This is a genomic window from Devriesea agamarum (assembly GCF_900070355.1).
Classification (GTDB): Bacteria; Actinomycetota; Actinomycetes; order Actinomycetales; family Dermabacteraceae; genus Devriesea; species Devriesea agamarum.
In genome coordinates this window covers 2,211,653-2,235,142 of sequence record NZ_LN849456.1, presented here as the reverse complement: position 1 = coordinate 2,235,142, position 23,490 = coordinate 2,211,653, and the positions used below count along the sequence as shown (strand labels likewise).

At 61.2% G+C, this 23,490-nt stretch carries 16 protein-coding genes; 9 read left to right on the top strand and 7 right to left on the bottom strand.

The genetic code is table 11. From position 1 onward, the window contains the following. Nucleotides 1-79: 79 nt before the first annotated feature. Nucleotides 80-574 carry a flavodoxin domain-containing protein gene (locus BN1724_RS09485; protein ID WP_058235160.1) on the bottom strand — a complete coding sequence of 165 codons (495 nt, stop codon included), beginning with the start codon at nucleotides 572-574 and terminating at the stop codon, nucleotides 80-82. A gap of 69 nt (nucleotides 575-643) precedes the next feature. Continuing rightward, a complete protein-coding gene (locus tag BN1724_RS09480) occupies nucleotides 644-2,185 on the bottom strand; it encodes an LssY C-terminal domain-containing protein (RefSeq protein ID WP_084252946.1) in 1,542 nt (513 codons plus the stop codon). 194 nt (nucleotides 2,186-2,379) lie between these two features. Here BN1724_RS09480 and BN1724_RS09470 point away from each other — a divergent pair, with 194 nt between their 5' ends. Then, a complete protein-coding gene (locus tag BN1724_RS09470; protein WP_172797109.1) occupies nucleotides 2,380-3,438 on the top strand; it encodes a LacI family DNA-binding transcriptional regulator in 1,059 nt (352 codons plus the stop codon). Nucleotides 3,439-3,520: 82 nt separating this feature from the next. Here the strand turns inward: BN1724_RS09470 and lysX are convergent, their stop codons facing one another. Continuing rightward, a complete protein-coding gene (gene lysX, locus BN1724_RS09465) occupies nucleotides 3,521-6,910 on the bottom strand; it encodes a bifunctional lysylphosphatidylglycerol synthetase/lysine--tRNA ligase LysX (RefSeq protein WP_084252944.1) in 3,390 nt (1,129 codons plus the stop codon). Between the two features lie 176 nt (nucleotides 6,911-7,086). Between lysX and BN1724_RS09460 the strand changes: the two genes are divergently transcribed. From BN1724_RS09460 to BN1724_RS09450, 3 genes are all read left to right on the top strand, one after another. Then, on the top strand, nucleotides 7,087-8,376 hold the full coding sequence (locus BN1724_RS09460) for an alpha/beta hydrolase (RefSeq protein WP_058235156.1): 1,290 nt from the start codon (nucleotides 7,087-7,089) through the stop codon (nucleotides 8,374-8,376). 100 nt (nucleotides 8,377-8,476) lie between these two features. Continuing rightward, nucleotides 8,477-9,661 (top strand): alpha/beta hydrolase, encoded by a 1,185-nt coding sequence (locus tag BN1724_RS09455; protein ID WP_058235155.1) that lies wholly within the window; start codon nucleotides 8,477-8,479, stop codon nucleotides 9,659-9,661. Nucleotides 9,662-9,850: 189 nt separating this feature from the next. Beyond that, nucleotides 9,851-10,684 carry an aldo/keto reductase gene (locus tag BN1724_RS09450; RefSeq protein ID WP_058235154.1) on the top strand — a complete coding sequence of 278 codons (834 nt, stop codon included), beginning with the start codon at nucleotides 9,851-9,853 and terminating at the stop codon, nucleotides 10,682-10,684. A gap of 192 nt (nucleotides 10,685-10,876) precedes the next feature. Here the strand turns inward: BN1724_RS09450 and BN1724_RS09445 are convergent, their stop codons facing one another. Further along, nucleotides 10,877-12,520: a DHA2 family efflux MFS transporter permease subunit gene (locus BN1724_RS09445; RefSeq protein WP_058235153.1), complete on the bottom strand. Its 1,644-nt coding sequence runs from the start codon at nucleotides 12,518-12,520 to the stop codon at nucleotides 10,877-10,879. Nucleotides 12,521-12,886: 366 nt separating this feature from the next. Between BN1724_RS09445 and BN1724_RS09440 the strand changes: the two genes are divergently transcribed. Continuing rightward, nucleotides 12,887-13,378 carry a hypothetical protein gene (locus BN1724_RS09440; protein ID WP_157085849.1) on the top strand — a complete coding sequence of 164 codons (492 nt, stop codon included), beginning with the start codon at nucleotides 12,887-12,889 and terminating at the stop codon, nucleotides 13,376-13,378. A 135-nt stretch (nucleotides 13,379-13,513) separates the two neighbouring features. Here the strand turns inward: BN1724_RS09440 and BN1724_RS09435 are convergent, their stop codons facing one another. Both BN1724_RS09435 and BN1724_RS09430 read right to left on the bottom strand, forming a co-directional pair. Continuing rightward, nucleotides 13,514-15,112, bottom strand: a complete 1,599-nt coding sequence (locus BN1724_RS09435; RefSeq protein ID WP_058235151.1) for an amidohydrolase — start codon at nucleotides 15,110-15,112, stop codon at nucleotides 13,514-13,516. Between the two features lie 109 nt (nucleotides 15,113-15,221). Further along, entirely contained in the window at nucleotides 15,222-16,838 is a 1,617-nt protein-coding gene (locus tag BN1724_RS09430) for an amino acid permease (protein ID WP_058235150.1), read from the bottom strand. A gap of 125 nt (nucleotides 16,839-16,963) precedes the next feature. Between BN1724_RS09430 and BN1724_RS09425 the strand changes: the two genes are divergently transcribed. The 4 genes from BN1724_RS09425 to BN1724_RS09410 all read left to right on the top strand — a co-directional run bounded on the left by BN1724_RS09425 (nucleotide 16,964) and on the right by BN1724_RS09410 (nucleotide 21,499). Beyond that, the gene (locus BN1724_RS09425; protein ID WP_058235149.1) at nucleotides 16,964-17,995 is read left to right on the top strand and encodes an Lrp/AsnC family transcriptional regulator; all 1,032 of its coding nucleotides are present in this window, start codon (nucleotides 16,964-16,966) and stop codon (nucleotides 17,993-17,995) included. A 378-nt stretch (nucleotides 17,996-18,373) separates the two neighbouring features. Then, a complete protein-coding gene (locus BN1724_RS09420; protein ID WP_058235929.1) occupies nucleotides 18,374-19,792 on the top strand; it encodes a purine-cytosine permease family protein in 1,419 nt (472 codons plus the stop codon). A gap of 31 nt (nucleotides 19,793-19,823) precedes the next feature. Then, complete coding sequence (locus tag BN1724_RS09415) at nucleotides 19,824-20,480, top strand: cysteine hydrolase family protein (RefSeq protein WP_058235148.1); 657 nt, start codon at nucleotides 19,824-19,826, stop codon at nucleotides 20,478-20,480. Nucleotides 20,481-20,596: 116 nt separating this feature from the next. Next, nucleotides 20,597-21,499 carry an SDR family oxidoreductase gene (locus BN1724_RS09410; RefSeq protein ID WP_084252942.1) on the top strand — a complete coding sequence of 301 codons (903 nt, stop codon included), beginning with the start codon at nucleotides 20,597-20,599 and terminating at the stop codon, nucleotides 21,497-21,499. A gap of 84 nt (nucleotides 21,500-21,583) precedes the next feature. On the opposite strand, the gene BN1724_RS09405 is transcribed toward BN1724_RS09410, so the two are convergent. After that, a complete protein-coding gene (locus BN1724_RS09405) occupies nucleotides 21,584-23,032 on the bottom strand; it encodes a hypothetical protein (protein ID WP_058235147.1) in 1,449 nt (482 codons plus the stop codon). Between the last annotated feature and the right edge of the window lie 458 nt (nucleotides 23,033-23,490).

Here is a 23,490-nt window from a genome sequence, read left to right as displayed (position 1 = left end):
GTACCTTTTCACACGCTTTGGCGAGTCCGTCACACCCGCCGTCACCGACCGCAACGCCAGTCGTCGCAGCTTTCGCGGATCACACTCCCAGCAAAGCGGGCAGAGTTTTTCCCCAGGACTCGACCGCATCGAGATCTCTGAAATCACCCATCGGGCTGCCCACGGCTTTGAGCACTGCCCGCTCAGCCAAGGTCAGCTTGTCGGCCAACATCCACCCGGCAAACGCAGCCGTTGCGACTGGGGCGGACGGCAGTTTGCTGGCTGTTTTCGCCAGGATTTTCGCGGGGTCATCATTGTCCGGGTCGACCGCCCCACCGGAACAGGTAAATAGGGCGAGCGGGCGCGTAGCCAAGGTGTCGCGATGAGCAGATACCCAGGTGCTTGCGCTCTTTTCGATTTTACCGATGCGGATCCCGCTGCCGAGCACCACCGCGTCGTAGGTCGCCGGATCGGGATCGCGTTCAACGTCAATTGCTTCCGCGGCATACCCCATCTCCGCAAGCACCACCGCTAAACGTTCGGCCAAGGTCTGGGTGGCACCGGTGTGGCTCGCATAGACGATCACAATGCTCATGCTTTTGATTATGCTCCCCTGTTACCGGGATCGACTCCACACGATGACATCAGCAGCGACGCAACCGGTCTATTCGCTCGGGGTGCGCACCCACAGTCGGGCCGCATCCGAGGTGATCGCCATCAAAGCCATCGCCGACAATCCGACCCCGACTAGTTCTGAATGATGAATCTGGCTGCGATCCAGCCCCGACATCAGGACCAACCGCAGCACCGCATCACCGAGGTAGAGCGCCATCAACCCCAAACGACACCAGCGATTTCGAGCGATTGTGCCCAATACCAGCAGCAACGCGACCGCGGCGACGACGGTCGCCACAATACCGGTCCACGCAAAGCTAATGCCCGACGGCAGCAACACCGCAAGGTCCTGCACAATCGAGTCCAGGTCCAGGTCGAGGTTCCCGGCAATCCACATTCCCGCGATAGCCAGCACCTGGAGCATCGCAAGCAGGGCCGTGAAGACAATCGTGGGCGGCGGCAGGTGGTGGTCGATCGCATTGTCGAGCGCGTCGTGCACATGGCCCGAGATTCGCCGGTTGCTGTGATGGACCGCTAATGTACGGCTGCCAATCACCGCGATTCCGGTTGGGCGGTGGCGGGGAAGCATCATCGCGGTTGACCCCTGTGAACGCTCACTCGCGCCGGTCAGGTTGATAACCGGCAAATGCCCGTCGGTGCGCAACCGGTCCCCGCCACCGTTGCGGTCGTGGTAGGCGGTCGAAAAGTCCTTGATCGTGCGCACCTCCACCTCGGGATCGGCGTAGCGCAGGGTGTCGATGATGTAGTCGCGTTCGACATCGATGTCTTCATCAATTTTATGGGTGATTTGCAAGGTAAACATGGATAATCCGACCGCGCGGTCGAAGGTTCCAGCGGCCAACCACTGCGCCCTATGCCCGCCGGGCAGAACCCACCCATCGGGAACCCGCCAAAACCGAACATGATGCCGACGCGTGGTTGATCCGCCGACTTCCTGCTGATAGGCAAAGTCGTGTCTGCGTCCGAACAGGAACAGAGAGGATACCGGGGCTGCCGCGTAGGAACGTCTAAACACGGTTGAAATCGCCATTTTCCAGCTAGAACGCAGGGTGATCTCATCGGCAAGCACCCACCCAGCGCGCCGCATCGCCACGTGAATATCCCATTCATCGCCGTCCATCGCCAGGTTCACGGGGTCCCCCAGCACCCCGTCTGAGGTGCGGGTGCGGCCAATAAAATAGTCGGGCAAATACAGCCAGGTGAGCACCTGATGCAGCCGAGGCAATGTGAGATATGACAGCATCACCCAAAAAACCAGGAGGTACAGCAGCCTGGTCGGCGACAGCGAGAAACCTTGGCGTAGGTACACAATTGCGAGCCACACCGTAATGGCCCCGGCCGCTGCCACAAATAGTGCGTCTAACAGTGGATAAAACTCCCAGTGACGGGTGCTGCGAACACGGCGCGTGGGATGGTGATAAACCGGAACTTTCCGTGGTCGACGGCGGTCGGCGGACTTCACGGAAATCTTTGAGGAGTAATGCTTGGCTCGACGGCGACGCACCGGCGGAGCAGAAGGGGATGAGGAACCTGCTAAACGCACCCTGACATCGTATCGGGCCTCATTCATGGAAGGATCGGACGGTGACCGATCACCGCACGCCGCACCGTCTCTGCTCGCGTGCGTCCACGCCGTCACCCACGGGATCGACGCACACCGCCCCGATGGAGGACAGACCGAACACGATAGATAGCACACACCCCACAGAAACCCTCTACACAACAGATATAACAGCTACGACGGGCACAACAGGCACAATAAGCATGGCAACCTCTTCCAAGCGGCGCGTGACCACGATGGACGTCGCCCAAGCGGCCGGAGTTTCTCGCACAGTGGTCTCCCTGGTGTTAAACGGTCGAGCCGACGGGGAGGTCGGCAACGCCACGCGCGAGCGCGTCCTCACCGTGGCAGCCCGCCTCGGATATCGCCGTAACAGTGTGGCCATGGCGCTGCGCGATTCATGCACCCGCACTATCGGCGTCATCACCGACCGGGTCACCACCTCACCGTTTGCCGGGTTGATGCTGCGCGGTGCCATGGCTGAAGCCTCCCGCCAGGGCTATATGACGCTGCTGTCGGATGTGGCAGTTGACGATAGTCCGGACCGTGCCGCGGGCGCATTGCTCGACCGCATGGTTGACGCGTTAATTTTCGTGACCGTGAGCCTGGATGCCGTCACTCCCCCGGCGGTGATGCGCCAGGAACCGTTGGTTCTGCTCAACTGCTTTCCCACTGCCCTGGCGGCCGAAGCTGAGGCCGCTCAAGGCCGAGTGATTCCCACGGTCACACCCGATGACGAACGCGGCGCCCGGGACGCAGTTGAGCACTTAACTCAGCTCGGTCATCGTCGGATCGCCATGTTGCAGGGCCACACCTGCTTAGCGGCCGACCGGCGCGAGGCTGCCTTTATCGAGGTGATTTCGCAGGCGGGCCTGAACCCTTTGCTGTGCCCGGTGGTGGAAACAGCCTGGACCATGGCCGGGGGTTACCGGGCCACTGCGTCGCTGATGACACTGCCGCCCGAGATCCGCCCCACGGCCCTGTTTTGTGTGCAGGATCGGGTCGCTGCGGGCGCGGTGATGGCGGTGCGCGATGCCGGGCTGTCGGTGCCCGGGGATATCTCCGTCGTCGGCTTTGATGACGAACCAGAGTTCGCGGATTCTTTTGTTCCCGCTCTCACCTCGGTCAGGCTGCCTCATCCCGACATGGGAGCAGCCGCTATCCGCATCGCGATTGGCCTTGCACAAGGACAGTCGGATGAGCACGCCGTGTTGCCATGCAGTCTGATCGTGCGCCAGTCCACCGCCCCAGCCCGGAACTAATCCGGCCCGGAGCTAATCCAGTTCGGAGTTAATCCGGCCCAGGGCGATCCCGACTCACCGGGTGCGGTAACCGTCAGACGTATCAGGATCCACGCCGGGCCGGTTTCACGAAGGGGAACGTCAGCACCTCGCGGATATTGGTGTCGGTCAGCAGCATCACGATGCGATCCACGCCGAGCCCGAGCCCGCCCGCCGGAGGCATAGCGTTTTCGAGCGCGAACAGGAAGTCCTCATCCACCTCCATGGCTTCAGGATCGCCTGCGGCTGCTTTAAGAGACTGCTCGGTCAGACGCGCCCGCTGTTCAAGCGGATCGGCGAGTTCGGAATAAGCCGTCCCGATCTCCATCGCATTGGCCACGAGATCCCACCGCTCAACCAATCCCGGCGTGCTGCGATGGGGGGCGGTAAGCGGCGAGGTTTCCGCGGGAAAGTCAATGTAGAAGGTCGGGAAGATGGTGGCCGGTTCGACCAGTTCCCCGTACAGCTCCTCAATTAAAGCTCCCGCACCCATGTCATCGCGGACGTGGATCTGGTGCTCATGGGCAAGGGCCAGCAGCTCCTCAAAATCAGTGTCGAGCGAAATCTCGCGGCCCACTGCCGCCGAGACCGCATCGCACACGCTAATGACAGGCCACGGACCCGACACGTCCGTGAGAACGGGCTCGGCTCGCCGACCGTCAGAATCGTCCCCAGGCGCATCATCACGATGCACATCGCGCAGCGGTAGCATTTCCTTCCCGTACATCGCGCGGGCAGCGGCCTTCAAAAGATTTTCCGTGAGCTCACGCATCACGTGGTAGTCGGCAAAAGGTTTATACGCTTCGAGCGCGGTGAACTCAGGGTTGTGCGTGGCGTCCGCACCTTCGTTGCGGAAGTTTCGTCCCACTTCAAAAATCGGTCCCATTCCGCCGACCAGCAGCCGCTTTAAATACAGCTCGGGGGCGATCCTCAGGGTGAGGTCCATCCCGTAGGCGTTGATGTGGGTGCGGAAGGGCCGTGCGCTGGCCCCGCCGTGCACCGTGTTCAGCATGGGGGTTTCAACTTCGTCGTATCCCTGAGACACGAGGTAGCTGCGAATCTCCCGGACGATGCGGGAGCGTGCAGTCAGCAGATGTGTCGCCTGCGGATGCACAACCAAGTCCGTGGAACGCCTGCGCAAACGCGACTCTGGATCCTCGAAACTGTCGAACGGAATCGGCTGCAAGCATTTGGATGCCATTTGCCACGAGCTGAGCATGAGGGAGGGCGTGCCATTGCGGGATTGGCCGAGCACACCGGTCATGACCACTAGGTCTCCGGTATCCACGCAGCTGCGCAGCATCCGGTGCTCAGCTTCCCCGATGACAGATTCTTCCGCCACGACCTGAACCCGCGTACGTCCATCCATGAGGTCAATAAAGGTCACTCCGCCGTGGCTGCGTAACCGCACAACCCTGCCCGCGGTGACGTGCGCGGTCTGGTCAGCATGCTGAACTCGCACCGCGTCCCCGCGCTCATCTGGATCAGCGTGCAGGAGCGCAGCCACATCCGCGAGCGGTTCTGGGGTGCCAAGACCCACCGGGTACGGTTCGCGTCCTGCTTCGCGCAGCATCTCCAAATGCCGCACCCGGTGGCGGGACTGATCCGAACGTCGGGGAGCGAGATCGGCGACATCGGGTTTCTCAGCTGCGATCCGCTTTACCTCCTCCAACTCAGCCGGGCTCAGCTGCCCGGCCTCGGTGTCGCGGGGCCGCAAGATACGGGGAATAAATCCCTCGGCCACGCCTGCCGCCCAGGCCACGCGGGCAAGGGTCAGCAACCCTTCGGCGCAGAGGTAACGCGGGATCCATTCCGGCTGGAATTTCTGGTTTGAACGGTAGAGACGTTCGAGCTGGAAGATCCGGTCCAGTCGGCCAAGGATGTGTGAGTTCAGGCGAGTGACCGGGTTCGCGCCGATCCGCTGCGCCTCGGCGAAGATGCTGCGGAACATTGCGAAGTTGAGGCTGACTCGGGTGATGCCGAGGCTAGATCCGTCCTGCATCATGGCGGCGACCAGCAGTTCATTCGTGCCGTTGGGGGCTTCGGGGGCGCGCCTCATCAAGTCCAGTGAGGCCCCGCGGCGCCCCCAGGGAACAAACGACAAAAAGCCGACCATGCGGCCCTGTTCGTCGTGTGCACTGACCAGAACGCATTGCCCATCAGCGGGGTCTCCTAGCCGGTTCAGCGCCATGGAGAAGCCGCGTTCCACCCCGCCTTCGCGCCAGGTTTCTGCGAGGTTCTCCACGTCCCGCATGTCCTCGTCGGTGAGGTCTTGATGTCTACGGATTTGCGTGGTGAGCCCTGCTTTTCGGGCGTGAGCCACCGCCCGACGCACCGGGGTCATCGAGGTGTTGGCCAGATCGAACCGGTTGCTGTCGAGGATGGCTTCATCGCCGAGGGCGATTACCGCCAACCCTGCGTCCGCGTAGGCCCGTGCGCCGCGTTCTCCGGCGGCGAGCACCGCGGGCATCCACCCGTAGGTGCGTGCCCGGGTGAGCCAGGCATCGATGGCACCGGGCCAGGCGCTGTGCGGTCCCACCGGGTCGCCCGAGGCGAGGCACACCGAACCCACCACGCGGTAGGCGATGGCGGCCTGCCCGTCGGGCGAGAAGATCAGGTCTTTGTCGCGTCGGGTCGCAAAGTATCCCAGGGAGTCAGCCTCACCGGAGCGGGCCAGAAGCGAGCGCAGGGTCACTTCCTGTCGGCCTGTCCACAGGCCCCGGCGTCGACTGGAGCGAAGGAACATGTAGGCGGCCAGGAAAATGGTGGCGCCGATCAGGAATCCGGTGAGCCCCGGTATCCAGCGGGGGATCACCCCGAACTGGTGAACACCGGGGTCGACCAGCCCGAATGGCCTGAGCAGGGCGTAGCGGAGAATCCGCCAGTCCATGCCGTGCAGGTGGGTGGTGGTGATGACCAGCAAGTGTGTGAGGGCGACGGATACCACGAACCCGGTGGCTAGCACCGCAACCGCCAGGAGGACGGAGCCGCGCGACATGCGGGCGGGGAAACAGGGCCATAGCCACCAGGTCAGCAGCACCATGGACAGCGCAATGAGCACGCTGATCAGGTCCATAATGCTCCACAGGGTGGTCATCCCCCAGCCATCGAGGTCGATCAGAAGCTGGAAGTTGAGCACATCCGCGATGATTGCTTCCAGCGCCAGGATCAGGCCGCCCAGTTGCAGTATGCCCACGACCAGCAGGGCCACTCGTTTACGCCGGATGAGGGCGCTGGTGAGCAGGGTGAGGAGCGCAACCGATGCGAGCGAGGGAAACACCGGGATGTTCAAAAGCATCCCGAACAGGTACTCGGGGAATGAGCCACCGTGTCCGCGCCGGAAGATGGTCAGACCGATCGACCACACGGTCGCTATGACATACACCCAGGTGAGAATGCTTGCCCATAGTTCTTTGCGCGGCGATATCCGAGTCACAGCCGACGGTTTACTCATTCAGGACTCCCCATACCTTTACATTTCCTGATGCCTCACCATTCGCTATCGCGTAACGTATGTGCGGGCACCCAGCGATACTACGCGCATATACCTTTGAGAATGCTGCTGCAGCAATCCGACCTGGGATAGTGAGCTAGCCGTCTACGCGATGAGGCACCGAGAAAGGGCGAAGAGTGGAAATAGGACCGTTTGACCTGCTCAGCCCACTGCTGGGCTGGATCACGGGGATTGCCACCGGAATATTGTTCATCGTCGGCGCGGTGGTGGTTCCGCGGCTGCTGCGTACTCGGCGCCGCATGGGTATCACGATCCAGATCTTGGTGCTGATCTTTTTGCCGGTGCTGGCGATGCTGACCGTCTTTTTAGCCGTTAATCGGGAAAACAATATCTACCCCACCTGGTCCGATCTGATGGCGATGTCAGCGAAGCCTCATATCACCACGGAGCTGGTTGGTCCTGCGCCGGGCACTCACCACGCTCAGGTCGCGCACACTGATGCTGAACCGGATCCGGCGCATTTATCGCACTTGCAACGCAATCCTCAGCTCAATCCTGCCTTTCACGGGAAGATTCAATCCACTGCGGAGGGGCAGTGGGTGGCGGTGTCGATTCCGGCCCGCGCTAGCGATGTGGTGGATCAGGCCAGGGTGTATTTACCGGCGGGCTATCTTCAAAATCCCGACCGCATCTATCCGGTGATCTATGCGTTTCAGGGGCTTCCGGGGACGCCTCTGGTGTGGGAGCACCCGTTTAAGCTCGATCAGACGATTGAAAAGCTTGCCGCGGAGAACAGTGCGCGTCAGGCCATTGTGGTGGCGCCCAATGTGTTTCCCGGACAGCTCGACACCGAGTGTGTAGATCCCGCACAGGGCAAAGGCCATTATGAAACGTGGATAACTCGTGATGTGGTGGAGTGGACGCAGACGCACTTGCGCGCCATTAATAATCCTCGCGCCCGGGTCACACTCGGTTATAGCGGCGGAGGCTGGTGTGCATCAATGCTTTCTGTCCGCCATCCCGATCTCTTTGCTAATTCAATTAACTTGGCCGGGTACTTCACACCGAGTTACGCGAAGGGACAGCAGCGCACTCCCCCGGGTGACCCCACCTATGATCTGCCGCGGATTGTGCGCGAACGCAAACCTCCGGTGACCATGCTGTTCTTTGCGGGGGGCCAAGACAAGATTCCTCAACGCACGCTGGCCTTAATGAAGGATGCGGTGGCCTCAGCTAAGGGTCCGACCTCCCTCACCGTCGAGTTGACCAGAGCGGGCGGGCATCTCATCCAGCTGTGGATCAATAAAACACCGGGCGCGTTAACCTGGCTGGCCCAGTACGAGCCATTTTTTGCCCCGCCGTCAGCGTCAAGGGGACCTCAGCAGGCCGCTGCCTACCATCTGAAACCGCATCCCCGATACATGTCAGGATCCTTTCAGAGTTCATTCGAGGATCATTCACACTAAGGTCTTAGGTTCAACGAGAACTCTGGCCCAATCTGCCGAACGGTGTCCCGACGGCGCCAGCGTGACTCACCTCGGGAACAATGCAATAAAGGAGGAGCCCTTGGGCCCGTTCGACATCATGAGCCCCGCACTGGGCTGGATATTCGGCATCGCAGCGGTGATCGTTTTCCTCCTCGGAATCATCGTCGCGCCACGCCTGCTGTGGCTACACCGCAAAGTCGGCGGAATCATCACCCAGGTAATCGTGGTGGTGCTCCTACCAGTCCTGGTCATGATGACGGTGTTCCTCGCGATCAACCGCGCAAACCAAATGTTCCCGACCTGGTCCGATCTGCTGAGCTTCGGAAGCGCCGACGACCAGACCTCCGCCGAAGGCTTCGGCGGCACCCCCGGCAAAACCGGGCACGAGATCATATCAGAGCACGACGCCGACAAGGGGATCACCGCCCTCCAGCGCAACCCCGTCGCCGACCCTGCCTTCGGCGGTGCCGTCAAAAATGTGTCCACCGGCCAATGGGTGACCGTTACCGTCCCTGGCAAAGCTAGCGACGTCACCAACACCGCTCTGGTGTACCTGCCGTCCGGCTACATGCAGAATCCGAACAAGAACTACCCGGTGATTCTCGCGTTCCCGGGGATTCCCGGTGCCCCGGAAGCCTGGATCAAACCCTTCCCGCTCGGCCCCACCATGGACGATCTGGTGAAGAACGGTGAGATGCGCCAGGCCATCGTGGTCTCACCGAACGTGTACCCCGGCAGCAACGACACCGAGTGCGTGGATCCGTCCAACGGTAAGAATCGGTGGGAAACCTGGATTACGCAGGACGTCGTCAACTGGACTAAAACCCATATGCGCACAATTAAGGACCCCAAAGCCTGGGCAACGCTCGGCTACAGCGCCGGCGGTTGGTGCGCCTCCATGGTGACGGTTCGCCATCCCAACATTGCACCCACGGCCATCACCTTGGCGGGGTATTTTGAACCGGACTACGCCAAGGGCCAGGCCCACACCTCAAGCCGCGATCCCAAATACAACCTGCCTGATCTTGTACGCCACCATAAGCCTGCGGTGAGCATCTACTTCTTCTCCGGAGGAAAAGATGACCTCCCCCGTGCATCCCTGCTGCGCATGAGAAACGCGGTCAGCGCAGCGCACGGCCCCACTGCACTCACGGTTGAGCAAACTAAGACGGGCGGACACTTTGTGAACCTGTGGGTGAATCACCTGCCGAATTCACTGAAATGGCTCGCCAAGAACGCGTCCTACTTCGCCACGGAAAAGTAGAGTCTCGCTACCCTCAGCCTGGTCTCAGGCCGATCTCAGCTGCCCACCTCGGTCGCAACCTCAGCCGTCATCCTCAGCCGCAGCTATCGGCCACTGGACTCAACCCAACTTGTGATGCCGCTCATAAGCTGACCATACTGAGAGGGTCCGAATCGTTCTCGCCGATCACCGGCCCGAAAGGATAACTATATGCTCACCGCCCCCAACGTTAGTTTCCACGATGGCAACACCATCCCCCAGCTCGGATATGGACTGTGGCAGGTCGATAACGATGTTGCCGCCGAGGTAACGGAAAAAGCCCTGGCCACCGGATACCGCCATATCGACACCGCGGCGGTGTACGGCAACGAAGACGGCGTAGGGCGGGCCCTCAAAGCAACTGACGTTCCCCGCGACGACATCTTTGTCACCACCAAACTGTGGAACACCGATCAGGGATACGACTCCACACTGCGAGCCTTCGACACCTCCATGGAAAAGCTCGGGCTCGACACCCTTGACCTCTACCTCATCCACTGGGCAAAGCCCCAGGCCGGTCTCTTCCTTGACACCTGGCGCGCATTTATTGAATTACAAAAGCAGGGGCGCGTGCGTTCTATCGGTGTATCGAACTTCCCCGAACCGCAGTTGCGGGAGTTGATTGACTCAAGCGGCATCGTTCCTGTGATTCACCAGATTGAGCTTCACCCGTTCTTCCAGCAGCGGCGTCTGCGCGAGGTCCACGAGGAGTTCAAGATCGTGACCGAGGCCTGGTCACCGCTGGGACAGGGCAAGGATGTGCTCACTCACCCGGTCATAACCGGCATCGCCAAACGACACGACGCCACCGCAGCCCAGGTGATCTTGAGCTGGCATCTGGCGCTGAAGAATGTCGCCATCCCGAAGTCGGTCACTCCGGAACGCATCGTCTCGAACTTTGAGGCGCTGAAGGTCACCCTGAGTGATGACGACATCGCCGCCATTCATGAGCTTGACCGCCCCGATGGCCGGATCGGACCAGATCCCTCCGATATCGATTTCTAAGCTGTCGCCCGCACAACTCTCCGTGGGGCCCGCGGTTGACGCAACGGCTCCGCAGGGTTTGTGAGACCCATCCCGCGTGATCGCGCCCCGACAGATTCCTCTCTGCCGGGGCGCGATCTATCGAATAGCGATCTTGACGGATGCGGTTCGTCGGGATCAGGTGGGCGGGAACGATGTCACGGGATGAGCGTGTCAGCGACGAGCCCCGAGCACGTCGGCGTGGGCGCTGCGCCGGGCGACGCGAGCCACTTGAATAGCGCCAATCAGGCCGAGCGCCAGGAAGATAGCCGCCCCGAAAATGCTCCACCGGCTGGCGTCGGTAAACATCGTCAGCAGCGGATCGAACAGAGCGTTGGGAAGGTGCTGGTCCCTAAAGGCCATGAGCGCTGCCCCCGCAGAGTCTTTAACACTGTGCGCGAGCTGCGCGGCTTGCCCGTTCATATCGGCGATTCCCGCGCTCAACCCTCCTGCGAGCAGAGCTCCGGCGATGGAGGCACCGAGCGCCGTCCCTAGCTGGCGCACCGTTGACTGGGTGGCAGATCCCTGCCCGGACTGATCCGTGGGGACATCCGCAAGAACGGTACTGGTCAGCTGGGCGGAGGCGAGACCGAGGCCGACCCCGTACACCATGAGGACCGGCACCAGCATCCAGGGTGAGGTGTCTGGCCCGAGGATGAACCCGAGGGTGAGCACTCCGGCAACTTCCAGGGCGAGCCCGATGATGACGGTCGCCGGGGCTCCGAAGCGGTCCGCAACGTGCCGAGCGGAGGCACCGGAGAAGAAGGCACCGAGTGCCATTGCCGCGAGCACAAACCCGGCGTGCAGGGTGCTGAGACCGAGGACGTCTACGAGGTAGAGCGGCAGAACAAAGAGGAGACCGAATTCGCCGACCGCAACGGTCATCGCGGTGAGGTTGCCCCAGGAGAACGTCGCCAGGCGGAACAGGCTGAGGTCGAGCAGCACGCTGCGCCCCCGCTGTGCGCGCCAGGCTTCCCAGAGAATGAAGGCGATGAGCAGAACTGCCCCGAGGCCAATCATGATGGGGGCAAGCGACATTCCCGCCGGACCGTTCAGGTCGTATCCGAGCACGTGCAGCGGGTGACCCTGGGTCCACCAGCCGAGCGTGGTGGCTTCGATAATGCCGAACACGATGCTGCCCAGCGCGAGGCCGCTGAGGACGGCACCGAGGATGTCGATCCCTTCATGACGAGCACCATCGGTGGATGAGCGGGTGTTGGCAACCCAGAGCAGGCCGCCGACGATGACTGCGAGGCCAATCGGTACGTTCACCAGGAATATCCACCGCCAGGAGAAGCTGGAGGTGAGCCAGCCTCCGAGCAGTGGGCCGAGCGCGGCGGCTCCGGACATCACGGCGCCCCACACACCGAAGGCAGCGGCGCGTTCTTTGCCGCGGAAGGTTGCGTTCACGGTGGAGAGCGTGGCCGGCATGATGAGCGCGCCGCCGATGCCTTGTACTAGGCGGGCGGTGATCAGCCCGGCCCCACTACCGACGCAGGCGGCCCACACTGAGGCCCCAACGAACACGATGATCCCGGCAATGAATAGGGTGCGGCGTCCGAGCCGGTCGCCCAGGCGGCCTGACAGAAGGAGGAGTGCGGAGAACACGACGGCGTATAGGGAGTTCACCCATTGCGCGTCGGTGATGTCGAGCCGGAGGTCACTGATGATGTCCGGAAGCGCGACGGAGACGATGGAACCGTCGATCACAATCAGCGCGAGGCCGAGGGCTAGAACACCCAGGGCTTTCCAACGCCGGGGGTCGGCGGCAGGTGCCGGTTCTGTGGCGGCCGGCGTGCCGAGTGGTGCGGTTGACATGCCTCAAGTTTATGACGCCGCGTCATAACGATCATCCACCAAAGGGTTGACCTTGAAGAATGTGCGGTCCAAAAGGCCCTAACATGCAGACCAAAATGCCTGACCTATTCACCCATGAAACATTCAGCTAATCTTCAGTATGCATATTTCACACATGCTCGAACCCTGTTTGAACCACAAAACGAGATCAACATCTCACCACCCCTCGGCCGCGCCCGAGGGCTTCTCCACTGCCATCACAACACCACCCTCACCACCGCCTCATCAACACCGCACCAGCTCCTCACCACCGATATCCAGGCACCACCCCGCCCCACCGAAGAACACCCACTTTGCCCTCGCAGGTTCCCGGCATACCGTGTTGGTATGCACGAGGCACAGTTCGACCCCTCCAGGCACGGGGCAGACGCAGCAAACAGCCAGACCTGCGATGCCCCGCGCATCACAGGCTCGGAAGTCAATGTCCGCCGCCTTATGCGCGGCCCCCGCCCAGATGTGTGGATACTCCTCATCAATAAATGGATGCCGCACTGGCTCGGAATCGACCGCCTACCTCAGATGATGGGCGCAACCCTGGCAACCCATGGCCGCAAAGTCGGCCGAGTGATCGGCTGCCAGGTCGGAACCCACATCCGAGTGCGCTGGACTCCAGCTACCCTCAATCACGAAACCGTTTTCCAGGTGAGGCTGCACGATCACCCGTCAGGCACCTATCTCGACATCCACCACGAGCACCTCTTAGGCCCCGGCGAGCAATCCGGTCTCATCGAGCGTTGGGCCCGTGCCTTAGACGATGCCTCCGCCGACGTCCGGATGGATCAGGACATGCTGCGTCGCCTCCACGGGCCCGAAAACTGAATTACACGTGGAGAGGCACCATAACTCCCAGCAGCCATTGGCCGCATACCTCGGCAGCTGAGCGGACCGTTACCGGATGATCAGGCTTATTACCGGATGGGGTCCATTAACCAGCTCCCTCGACCTATGGCCTGACTACCGAGCAAAAACGCGCTCCCCCTGAATCCACGTTCCCATCACCTGGGTGCGTGCAATCTGGTCCGACGGAACAGTGAAAATATCCTGACTGAGCGTGATGAACGCGGCCTCATACCCCGGAGCAATTCGGCCCAGGCGCGGCATGTCTACTAAGCCGCGAGCGCGTCCGGTGTACATGAGCACGGCTTGCTCAATGGTGATCGCCTGGTTCACCGTGATGGGATCACCGGTGTATGCCCGACGGGTAACTGCGGCCTGCATGGAGTAAAACGGGTCGTCGGGGTCGGGCCAGGTGGTCGCTGGGCAGTCGGAGCTCAACGCACAATCCGGGACCCGCTCATACAGAGCCTTCACCATGTACGCCCGCGCGAATTGGTCGGGAGTGAGATTATCCCGATAGGACTCGTATTCGGCGTACAGGAAATCGATATTCGAGGCCACACCAAAATGCATACGAGCTGCTGCCATGCGTTCCATCAAGTCGGGATCCAGCATGGTCGCATGCTCGATTCGCACTGACGGCACAGAATCGAGCCACGGCTCCTCATGTTCATAAGCCTCAATCACCGCTTCAATCGCCCGATCCCCCATCGCGTGCACGGCAATCTGCAGCCCGCGAGGCCGCGCGTACTCGAGGGCCTGCTGCATCTGTTCTGGGGAGGCCGTGCCCATACCGACATCGTCAGTGGTTCCGGGATAAGGGTCGCGCATCCAGGCGGTCCGATTGGACATGGACCCGTCGGCAAACAGTTTGATTCCGGCGAGCGCGACCCGACCCCGCAGGTCCTCTGGCTGAATCTCCCGCACAGGCGAATTCTGCAGACTGGCGAAGTCGAGGTAGAAACGGCACTGCTGCGCAAATCCTCGGACAGCTGCTTCACGGAAGAGATCTCGGTAGTCGTAATCCGTGGGAACACAAAAGAGATCCGTGACGCCGACGAGGCCGCGCTCGGCGAAATGGAGGGTGGAATCGGCAAGCATTTGCACTGCCCCATCGAAACCAATCATTCCTTTGGCTTGATTGACCACCTGGTTGGCACCGTGTTCGATCAGCACACCATTGGGCTCACCACTGTCGTCGCGTCCGAAACGTCCATCCTCCGGATCAGGGGTACTGGCGGTAATCCCCGCGAGTTCCAGGGCCCGGGTATTGCAGACGCCGGAGTGGAAGTCTGAGCGCTGCAGGTAAACCGGCTGATCCACAGAGACCTGGTCGAGATCGTGGCGGGTCGGGGTGCGGTGTTCGGCGAGTTTCGACTCGTCATACCCCCATCCTTCAATCCAGCCGCCGCGTCCATAATTTGGGTGTTCGCGCAGAGCCTCCAGCAACGAAGGTATATCCGTAACCTTCGGCGCGGTGCATGCGACCGCACGCCCCATCGCGGAGGTGTAGGTGGCGTGAGTATGCACATCCAGCAGGCCGGGCAACACCGTACGGTCACCGAGGTCGACCTTGCGGGCTCCGTCGGGAATATCCTCGGCGGCGCCGACCCAGGTGAAGGAGTCGCCATCCACCGCGAAGGCGGTGGCGAAAGTCGATTCGTCCTGGCCGGTGAATACCTTGGCCGCGGTGTAGAAAACCTCTGAATTTTTCATTCTGATCAGACTCCCTTCATCTGGTCCGCTCTATGTCTCCGGCGCATCCCGGGCGTCGGGAGCCCGATATCCATCTGACTCCCGACCTACCGAGGATGATCCGTTCTGGCTATAGATCCTCTTTCGCGACCGCGTCGCCCCGGGAAGACCCCGGTCCGCCTGCCGGACCCGTATCACCGGCGGAACTCACCCCTCCTGAGGCAACGGCTCCGCCTGGAGTTACCATCCCGCCCGGGGCAACGGCACCACCCCATGCGACGGCACCACCAGCCAGAGCAGAACCCTCCGATCCCGAGGCGAACTGTGCAAGGGCCTCCTCCACTGTGGGGTCACCGGGTCGCTCAGCCAGCGAGGTAGACCCGTAGCGTCCGGTCTTGATGTACAGACCCATCATCACAATCCACCCGACGAGGAAGGCAATGAAGCCGATGAAGACGGACGTCTCTCCGGCGCCGTAGATCATGTACACCGAGAAGATCAGCGCGATGATCGCGATCACGACTTCCCGCGGGAAGGTCCGCGGATCCAAGCGGCGACCCTCCGTGTACAGGTAGTACAGCTGAGCCAGGACCGAGAAGAAGTAGGGGACGCCGACCGCCACGTTTGACATCAACACGATGGTGTTAAAGACGGCAACCCCGCTCTGACCGATCGAGGCCACGGCGATCAGCACAAACGAAAGCACCTGGCCGCTAATAACACCCCAATACGGAACATTCTTGCGATTGACACGGGCGAAGAACTGCGGGAACACCTTATTGCGGGCTGCCGCCTGGGGAACTTCGGCGGTAATCATGGCCCATGAGTTCAGGGCGCCGATACCGGAAATTACTGCAAAGAGCGCGACGACTTTACCGCCCCAGGTGCCTCCAAATATTTGGTCGAGCGCCAGTGAGAACGGAGCGGTGGTAGTGCGCAGTTCCTCGCCGGGGACGATGCCGTACACCGCGATGGTCACCAAGATGTACACCACGGCGGTGCCAACGGTGCCACCAACAGTGGCCAAGGGAACGTTACGGTCAGGGTTTCGCACCTTCGAGGCGGCGATGGATGCGGTCTCCACACCGACGTATACAAAGGCTGCCAGCGACAGCGACGTCGCCAAGGCGGTGAAGATATTCTGCCCACTCGGGTTGAACTCGGGCCAATTCCCATATCGGAAAGCAAATACCAAGCCAACCGTGCCCATGAACACCAGCGGGGTAATCTTCAAGATGGTCGTGATGATCTGGAAGGCCCCCATCGACTTCACGCCGATCAGGTTAATAGCCATCGGAACGAATAGACCAACCGCGCAAATAGCGAGCTTCAGAAGGACATTTTTGTCGTCCCAGCCGAACAGAGCCATGACGTATCCAGCCCAGGCTACAGCGATAGCTGAGTTACCCGGCCAGGCCGCGCACCAATATGACCATGCGTTCGTAAATCCGGCGAAGTCGCCATAGCCTTCACGAGCGTACGCGTACGGTCCGCCCTGCATTGGTCGACGCTTAGATAAGGAGGCGAAGACCAAAGCAAGCGCAACCGCGCCAACGGTTGCCATGATTAGGCCAATCATGCCAAGCCATCCATATTCGGCCACTGACGAGGGAAGAATGAATACCCCGGTTCCGATAATGGAGCCCATGATGAGCGCGACCGCCGTGGACGGCCCCATGGTTTCGCCTTTGCTGTCAATGAGAATAGAGGTATCGGGCTTATTTGGCCCTGAGGGCACATCGGACATGACGTCGGTTCCTTTCTACCGGGCACCCCGCGATGGGCCCCGCCTCACCGTTACTCTCCCTACCTTCGCGCCCCGCACCCGGGTCCCGCCACGGATGACGAAGAATGGCTTCAGGAGGTTTTTCAATGTCGATTTCTAGCTTAAAAGCATCGCATGTCGTCGATGACAGTCTCAGCGAGATCGATATTCGTCTCCTCAGTGTGCTCCAGCACGCTCCAAGGGCCCCGTTTTCTCTCGTCGGAGAAGTGCTAGGAATCTCTGATCGCACCGCCGCCCGGCATTGGCAGGGACTACTGGCCCGGGGTGCGGCATTTAGTCGGGCCAAATGGCACGGCATCGACAACAACCTAGTTACCTCCCTGATCGCGTTGGACAGCGCGGGCCGGGACGATGATCGCCTGCTGTCCGACCTCGTGGAACTTCCAGGCGTCGTGACGGTCGAACGCACTCTGCGCGGCGCCGATGCCCTGCTGACTACCAGCACCCGGGGCATCCGCACCCTCGGCAGAGATCTGCTCCCTGCGATCCGACGAATACCGGGAGTCCGGCGCACGCGCACCACGCTGGTGACCCGTCGTCTTGCTTCTGGCTTGGAATGGCGCATGCGTGAACTGAGCACGTCCCAGCTGGAACTGCTGAAGGCGGCTAACCCGCCAGCCAAAGCGCGCCGCGCGTTGCGCCCTGATGACCTCCCTATTTTGCGTGAGCTCATCACCAACCCGCGTATTTGCCTCAAAGATGTTGCACATATGACCCACACCGGTATCGGCACGGTACGCGGCGCACTGGATTCCGCGCTCGCATCGGGCACCCTTCAGCTCGGCGTCGAAATAGATCCGTTTCTACTCGGCTATGACATTGAGTGCGTATTTCAGTTTCGGATGAACCTGGCAGACATATGGACATTACGGAGTATTCTGCGCACACTCGGAGTGCTGCGCTTTATGGTGACCACTGCCGGTCCGGAGAACGTGACATTCGGTCTGCTGGTGCGCTCCGCAGATGACATCGCAATGGTCAACGAGACCATCCAATCCCGTATCAAGCACGCCCGCCTGGTGGATACGATTTTGGCTTTTCGCTGGGACAAACTCGGCGGCTGGTTATTAGAACCCGATAGCTTCGCGGCGCAACGCTTTGTGCAGCCACCGCTCTAATACTCGGGGCACACGCTCATAGACCACCCAATGAGGCGTGCTATTAGCCGCGATCCTCACGCCGGGCAGAGCACACTTGTGCGCCAAGTGGCACGCCGGTTCCCCATAGCGACCCGTAAAACCCGGGATTCATGAGGCGGACTTTTATGGGCTTGAGCCTATGGAAATGCGATGATGTGATGCACCACGCTAACCACTGCGTGGCGCAATATCGTTCGTCGGATTTGGCGTTCGTTATTGTCCTTCCGTCCGGCATATTCTCGCTCAGACACCGCACTGATCGGAGACTCCGTGTCCACCTCCCAGGCCCCCTCCCCCGGTTCCCCTCACACGAACCATCCCGCCGATTCAGCGCACCCTCGCGAGAAAACCGGCAAGCTGATTGAAACCACCGGCATCGACATCATCCGTGAAAGCGAACGCACCGCCCGCCCCCGAGATTTGTTCTGGCCGTGGTTTGCCGCCAACGTATCCGTGTTCGGCTTGTCCTACGGCTCCTTCGTCTTCGGATTTGGGGTGTCGTTTTGGCAGGCCAGTGCGGTCACCGTAATCGGTGTCGTGATCTCGTTCATGCTGTGCGGGCTGATCGCTATCGCTGGTAAACGCGGCTCCGCCCCAACCATGGTGCTCTCACGCGCGGCGTTTGGGGTACACGGACAGAAAGTTCCCGGAATTATCTCCTGGTTCACCTCTATCGGCTGGGAAACATTCCTCGCCATTATGGCGACGCTCGCTACCGCCACTGTGTTCTCTCGCCTCGGGTGGTCCAGCGGTGATGCGGTGAAACTCCTCGCCGCGGCTGCCGTGGCCGCGCTCATCGTGTGCGCCTCCATCGCCGGGTACCACACGATTATGCGTCTGCAATCGATCCTCACCTGGATCACCGGCGCCGTCACCATTGTGTACATGGCGCTGACCATCCCGCACATCTCCATGGATTCCGTGCTAGCCATTCCCAACGGATCATTCCAGCAGGTCATTGGCGCCTTAGTGATGGTGATGACCGGTTTTGGACTCGGCTGGATCAATATCGCCGCCGACTGGTCGCGCTATCAAAAGCGCACCGCATCCGGTGGGGCGATCGTCGCCTGGAACACCTTCGGCGGCGCCGTCGCCCCGGTCATCCTGGTGGTTTTCGGTCTGCTGCTGGCTGGGTCCGATCCCAAACTGTCGGAGGAAATCGCCAACGATCCGATCGGTACCCTGGCGACGATTCTGCCGACCTGGGTGCTGATCCCCTTCTGGCTGACCGCCGTGCTCGCCTTGGTTTCCGGCGCTGTTCTCGGTATCTACTCCTCCGGCCTGACCTTGCTGAGCCTTGGGATCCGCATCCCGCGCCCGGCCGCTGCCGGAATCGACGGGGTGATTCTTACGCTTGGAACAATCTGGGTGGTGTTTTTCGCCCAGAGCTTTCTCGGACCATTCCAGAGCTTCCTGATCACGCTCGGCGTGCCTCTGGCCGCCTGGGCGGGTATCTTCATCGCAGATATCGCACTGCGCCGCCGCGACTACGACGAACATGCCCTATTCGATGCCCGCGGACGCTACCGGGCATTCGACTTCACCTCGCTCATCACCATAGCGGTGGCATCCGTCATCGGTTGGGGGCTGGTGGTGAACTCCTTCGCCGCAGATGCCCCCTGGAATAACTGGCAGGGATACTTCCTCGGTCCGCTCGGCGGCAAAGAAGGCCCGTGGGCGGCTGCCAACCTGGGGGTTTTGATCGCCCTGGTGCTGTCGTTCGTCGTGACATTGGTTTTGCGCGCCAAGACTGTTCGGCGTCAAGAAGAACGGTGACGGGGGAACACACCGAGGAAGGACTGACGATATGGCCCCGTGGCTGGTTGCCATCGACTTACAGCGTATCTTCGCTGCCCCCTCGTCGCCGTGGGCATCACCCGATTTCGACCGCGCCTTTTCGGTCATACAGGAGCTTGCTCCTCGGTTTGGGCCGCGTGTGTTGCTCACCCGGTGGCTGCCTACCGCCGACCGCTCAACCTCGTGGGGCGAGTATTTCGCGCAGTGGCCGTTTGCCGACCGCAACCCGGATGATCCGCTGTTCGACCTCATCGACGACGCTCGGGTTCTTTCTGCCCACCCGACGCTTGATCTGCCAACCTTCGGTAAATGGGGCCCGGAGCTGGTGGGAGCCATTGCGCAGGCAGAACGCCGAATAGGTGGGCAGGCTGTGGACACGGCGGAGGGCACCGCAGAGTCGGCGGAGTGGACCGTAGGTCCAGTAGACAGCAGAACGGCCCCATCCTGGTCCCTGGATAGGGCCCCGTCGTTGATACTCACCGGTGTGGCGACCGATTGCTGCGTCATCGCGACCGCGCTCGCTGCCGGGGATGCCGGGGCACGGGTCCAGGTAGTTGCCGATGCGTGTGCGGGATCGACACCGGATAACCACGCAGCAGCCATGCAGGTGATGGGGTTGTTTCCTCCCCAGGTGAGCATCGTCGACTCTACCGCGGTGCAGGGGTAGGCCCAGCGTCGCTCCAGACTGGACGTAGAAACCTGACATCGTCGGCCGATATCCACAGCTAGATCGCGACCAAAAATAACATCGCGTTCTTGTGGCTGGCTTGTTATAACGGGCACATGGACCACCATTCATCCGCCGCAACCACAGCGTGTCAGCATCCCGGACCCGGGAGTGAACCTTCTGGAAGGGCCCGGGTCGCTGTTCTCACTGGAGTTGGTCGCAGCCAAGGCATCGGTGCCGCCATCGCACGTTGTCTAGCTGCCGATGGCTGGGACCTCACCCTGTCGTTTCACGCCGACTACGACCAACGGGTGCTGGGCGCCCACTCTGACACCGACCGCCTCGCCGATGAGCTGCGGGAGCTCGGGCGAAGGATCATCCTGGCTCCCGGCGACCTCTGCGACCCGGCAGTTCCCGAGCAGGTGATCGCACGGTGCTGCACCGAGCTCGGTTCACCCAGTGCTCTGGTCATGAGCCATTGCGAATCTGTGGACTCCTCTATTGCCGACACCAGCATCGAGAGTTTTGATCGCCACTACGCGGTGAATGTACGCGCTAGCTGGCTGCTGATGAAAGCTTTTGCCCAGCAGCTACCCAAAGACGAACCGGTAGCGGGTTTAGAGGTATCCACACCTCATGGTGATCAGCGCGCATTACATCATCCAGCCGACCCCAGCGGTCAGCATCGCGAAATCATCGCTCTGACCAGTGATCATACGACTCACAATCTGCCGTATGGCGCCACGAAAGCCGCTTTGGACCGGCTGGTCTTAGCTGCAACACGCGAATTAGCGGATCTGGGAGTGCGGGCGAATGTCATCAACCCCGGCCCTATCGACACCGGGTGGATGACGCCCGAACTCCACAGCTCATTGGCCGCAGCTACCCCGGGCGGACGGCTCGGGAATCCTGCCACTGTCGGTCATCTAGTCCGTTTTCTTCTGTCCCCTGAGGGCGCTTGGATTAACGGTCAGATACTCATGAGCAATGGCGGTTTCAGCACACCCCACGTGAACTAAGCGCACTGACCTTCCGCGCCGAGGAGACCGGACTTCAGCAGTCACAAGACAGGCGCCCCGTCGGCACCCGTCATGTCACCGACGTCAGTGCTGGTGGCCCTCGTGTCCGCCGTGGTCGTGGCCTTCTTGCGAGCCGTGTCCGTCACCCTCATGTCCATCGCCCTCATGCGAGTGCCCTTCGTGATCACCGTGGTCGCCGGTGTGCTCATGCTGGGCGTGACCACCGTCCTTCGTATCGGGGGCGGGTGCTTCAGGTTTCCCGGTCACGACGGCGATTTCGTTCGGAGTTTCGGGCAGGTTAATGGTCTTGGCGATCTTGCCCTGTTCGATATCCACGATATGGAGCTTCTTCGAGGCAGCATCCGTGACATACGCGAAGTCGCCCGCAACCTTGAGCGCGGGGCCGGGCTTTTGCCATTGAGCATCCTCCCGCCAGGGCTCGATAACTTTTGTTTCCCGAACCACCGTGCCCTTCACCGGATCAATCACATTGAGTTCGCCGTCGTAGGTCAGCACCAGGGCTTCGCCGTGCGGCCCGCGAGCGAGTGAGCGAAAGCGGTACGAGGAGCCGAGGTCAACCACTTTGAGGGCGTCAGCTCGGGTGTCGATGAGGGCAACTCGAGTGGGCCGTTCAATCTCTCCTTCGGGCTTTTTGCCTTCGGTTTTGTAGTCACCGAGCACAATCTCGGATTCTTCACTGCCGACCAGATTCCCGCTGCGCTGATAGGCCTCCTGGGCTTTGATCTTGTGGAATGCTCCGTCGCGGTAGACCACGGGGCCGTTTTCGCACCCGAGGGCCACCACATCACCCTGGTCGGTGGGCTTCGCGGCGGCCTCCCCGTGCACTCCGGGGCAGTCTGTGGTTTCTGCGATCACCGCGCCAGATTTGTCTTTCACCTGCACGGTGTGACGCTCAGATTCAGTGCCCTGAGTCATGAGCAAAGCACCGTCCTTCAGGGGAACAGCCACCCCGTGGTGCGGCGCATTGGTTTTTGTCGTGTCAATAGCTGTGGGCTTTTTCCCGGCGAAGAGGTCGCCGGAGTTCATCACCTGAATGTCCCCGGTGCCGTCAGCGAATAGGGCGGTTTTCCCACGGTGGGTCACGACGTGTCCGGGTTCTGTCGCCGCAAAGCTGGCGCCGGTCATGGCGGGGTTTTGGGTGTAGTAGTGGAAGTGGTCGCCGTGTGCCTGGGCGATCAGACCGGAGTCGAACAGATGGAATGCGTTGCCATCGCTGACCATCACGTGACGTCCATCGCCGGCATTGTTGAGCCGGAAGAAGCCATCGCGTTTTTCGGTAGCGATGACGTTGCCGCTGGCTGTGTCGACGGTCATGATGCCACCGTCGAAAGTGAGTAACACTCGGGGGTCCAGGCCTGCCACTTCTTTGCGCTGTGAGGAGGCGGCAGTTGGGGATCCACTCGGCTGCGCATTTTTATCGCCGGAGGTGGCGCCTTGGCCGCAGGCGGCGAGGGTGCCGATCGCGAGGAGGAGAGAACCGGTGCGTAGAGCAAGGGAGGTCGTTGAGGCCATGCTTCAGGGTAACGGCATCGATAGCCATTCTCATCCTGGTGTACGGATTTGAGCAGCCACAGTTTTATCGGCCTCACGCAAACTAATCGCGACCCCACCCAAAGCCGGCGCGACGGCCCGACGACACCTCGACACCACGACACCACGACACCACGACACCACGACACCATCGTCCACTCGTCATCGAGATTCGGTAGACCTAACTTTTAATTCATGGCAGACTAATCCTGTGGGATTTGGGAGTTGCACCACCCCTTGCTCGCCGGAACCGCAGGCCACCGTCACCAGGCCTACCCGCGTATCGAGTCACTCGATTTCAGCGGGATGACCTCAGCAACCGGTACACCCTCCGGTTTTACAGGCCACAGACGCGCGGTCCGGCGAGCGCACCCACTCACGGCGGCGAAATGCCTGCCGCGGAGACAAGGCATCCATTCACGCTGACAAAATGCCTGCCA